The 2379-nt window shown below is 64.2% G+C and carries 2 protein-coding genes and 1 pseudogene; all 3 read left to right on the top strand.

Annotation, left to right across the window (positions count from 1 at the left end; translation table 11 throughout):
- The first annotated feature begins 199 nt into the window (after window positions 1-199).
- Window positions 200-1396: a cell division protein FtsZ gene (gene ftsZ / locus RIF85_RS15680; RefSeq protein WP_309072829.1), complete on the top strand. Its 1197-nt coding sequence runs from the start codon at window positions 200-202 to the stop codon at window positions 1394-1396.
- A gap of 3 nt (window positions 1397-1399) precedes the next feature.
- Complete coding sequence (locus RIF85_RS15675) at window positions 1400-2116, top strand: polyphenol oxidase family protein (protein ID WP_309072828.1); 717 nt, start codon at window positions 1400-1402, stop codon at window positions 2114-2116.
- A pseudogene (locus RIF85_RS15670) lies at window positions 2109-2379 on the top strand (YggS family pyridoxal phosphate enzyme); the annotation flags it as partial. The gene RIF85_RS15675 and the pseudogene RIF85_RS15670, both read left to right, overlap by 8 nt.

The raw sequence follows: 2379 nt of genomic DNA, 5'->3' as shown, positions 1-2379 counted from the left end.
CGCCCGGTTACCAGGTGAAGTTTTCCGACACGCGGGAGCGGTCGTTGCATGCCGGAGACCATGCACCTAGCGTCTCAGTAGAAGTTACTTGACATAACATTAACTCTCAAGTTGAAGGTGAATGTTTGTCAGGTCGAAGGTTGGAACCTCCAGCCCACAAGACCCAACCAGCGCACAGATCGAACAAGGGACACAGGACGTGGCAGCACCGCAGAATTACTTGGCCGTCATCAAGGTCGTAGGCATCGGCGGCGGTGGCGTGAACGCCGTCAACCGAATGATCGAGGTCGGCCTGCGCGGCGTGGAGTTCATCGCTATCAACACGGACGCGCAGGCTTTGCTCATGAGCGATGCCGACGTGAAGCTCGACGTCGGCCGTGAGCTCACCCGCGGCCTGGGCGCCGGAGCGGATCCGGAAGTCGGCCGCAAGGCCGCCGAGGATCATGCAGAAGAGATCGAAGAGGTCCTCCGCGGGGCGGACATGGTCTTCGTCACCGCCGGTGAGGGCGGCGGGACGGGTACCGGTGGCGCGCCCGTCGTCGCTCGTATCGCCCGTTCGCTTGGCGCGCTGACCATTGGCGTGGTCACCCGCCCGTTCACCTTCGAAGGGCGCCGTCGGTCAAACCAGGCGGAAACCGGGATCGACACCCTGCGAGACGAAGTGGACACCCTGATTGTCATCCCGAATGACCGTCTGCTCTCGATCAGCGACCGTAACGTGTCAATGCTGGATGCCTTCCGCTCGGCGGATCAGGTGCTGCTCTCCGGCGTCCAGGGCATCACTGACCTCATCACCACACCCGGGCTGATCAATCTCGACTTCGCCGACGTCAAGTCAGTCATGCAGGGTGCAGGGTCCGCCCTGATGGGTATCGGTTCCGCCCGCGGCGAGGACCGCGCTGTGAAGGCCGCCGAGTTGGCTATCGCATCACCGCTCCTCGAAGCGTCAATTGACGGCGCCCATGGCGTGCTGCTCTCCATCCAGGGTGGTTCCGATCTCGGGCTGTTCGAGATCAACGAGGCCGCTCGCCTGGTCCAGGAAGTGGCTCACCCCGAGGCGAACATCATCTTCGGTGCTGTCATTGACGATGCCCTGGGTGATGAAGCGCGTGTCACCGTTATTGCAGCGGGCTTCGACCAGGTGGATGCCACCTCGCAGCCTGCCCCGGCTGCCAAGCCCGCGTCTGCTCCCGCCATCGGACGGGAGTCAGCCCCTGCACCGCAGACCGTGGCAGCGGGAGCGGGCTACGGCGCTTGGTCGCAGCATTCGGCTAACGGACGGCGCAATGATGTTCCCGGAGATGCCGGTTTCGATGTGGACCTGCCTGCGGTCGTGGAGCCTGATTACTCCACCGGGCGCTCGGATGACCTGGACGTTCCGGACTTCCTGAAGTAAGCGGTGTTCTTCCGGACCTTTGATGCAGCACCCGGCATCCGGGTTGCCTTCACCGATCGAGGAGCGGGTAATCTCGCTCCTCGGGTCGGCGGTGACCCGGGTGCCGCTGCTGTTTCCAGGCGGGCTCTTGAGGCCGAAATCGGCGTCGCTCCTGGTGCTCTGCACTTCATGACCCAGACTCACTCAACGGTTATCGCTGAGGCTGGGTACAGTCCCGCGCCGGAGGCAGACGCACTGGTAAGTCCTGCAGGTACCAACGCCCTCGCCGTGCTGGTCGCAGACTGTGTACCGGTGGTACTGGTCGGCCGCGGTCCACACGGCGAAGCAGCGACAGCTGTGGCGCATGCCGGGCGTAAGGGCGTAGAGGGAAACATTGTCGGGTTGACAGTCGAAGAGCTTCGCCGGCGTGGGGCAGGCTCGATCGCCGCATGGATCGGACCGTCTGTCTGCGGGCGGTGCTACGAAGTTCCAGCGGAGATGCGCGACTCGGTTGCGCGGGAGGTGCCCTCGACTTCCAGTATCACAAGCTGGGGCACGCCTGCCCTCGACCTGCCGGCCGGAGTTCGCGGGCAGCTCGAAGCGGCGGGAGCTGAGGTGCGCGAACCCGGCAGGGATGCCACGTGGTGCACCCTCGAGAACGAGCAACTGTTCTCACACCGCGCGGTCGCACAGGGTCGGCCGGTTGGCCGACTTGCAGGGCTGGTGTGGCCTCATGGCTGAGACATCGGACAGACGCTCGGAACTCGAATCCAACCTGCGGCGGGTCAACGATCGTATCGAGAGCGCGACCGTTGCCTGCGGCAGAACGGACCGGCCAACGCTGATCGTGGTGACCAAGTTCTTCCCGCCCGAGGATGTCGTGCTGCTGTCCGAGCTTGGAGTCCTGGACGTCGGCGAGAACCGGGACCAGGAGGCAGCCGCTAAAGCGCTAGCAGTCGCTGACCCGCGGCTGCACTGGCACTTCATTGGCCAGCTGCAGACAA

The organism is Arthrobacter sp., from assembly GCF_031179385.1.
GTDB lineage: Bacteria > Actinomycetota > Actinomycetes > Actinomycetales > Micrococcaceae > Arthrobacter_D.
This window is presented reverse-complemented; position numbering and strand designations above follow the sequence as displayed.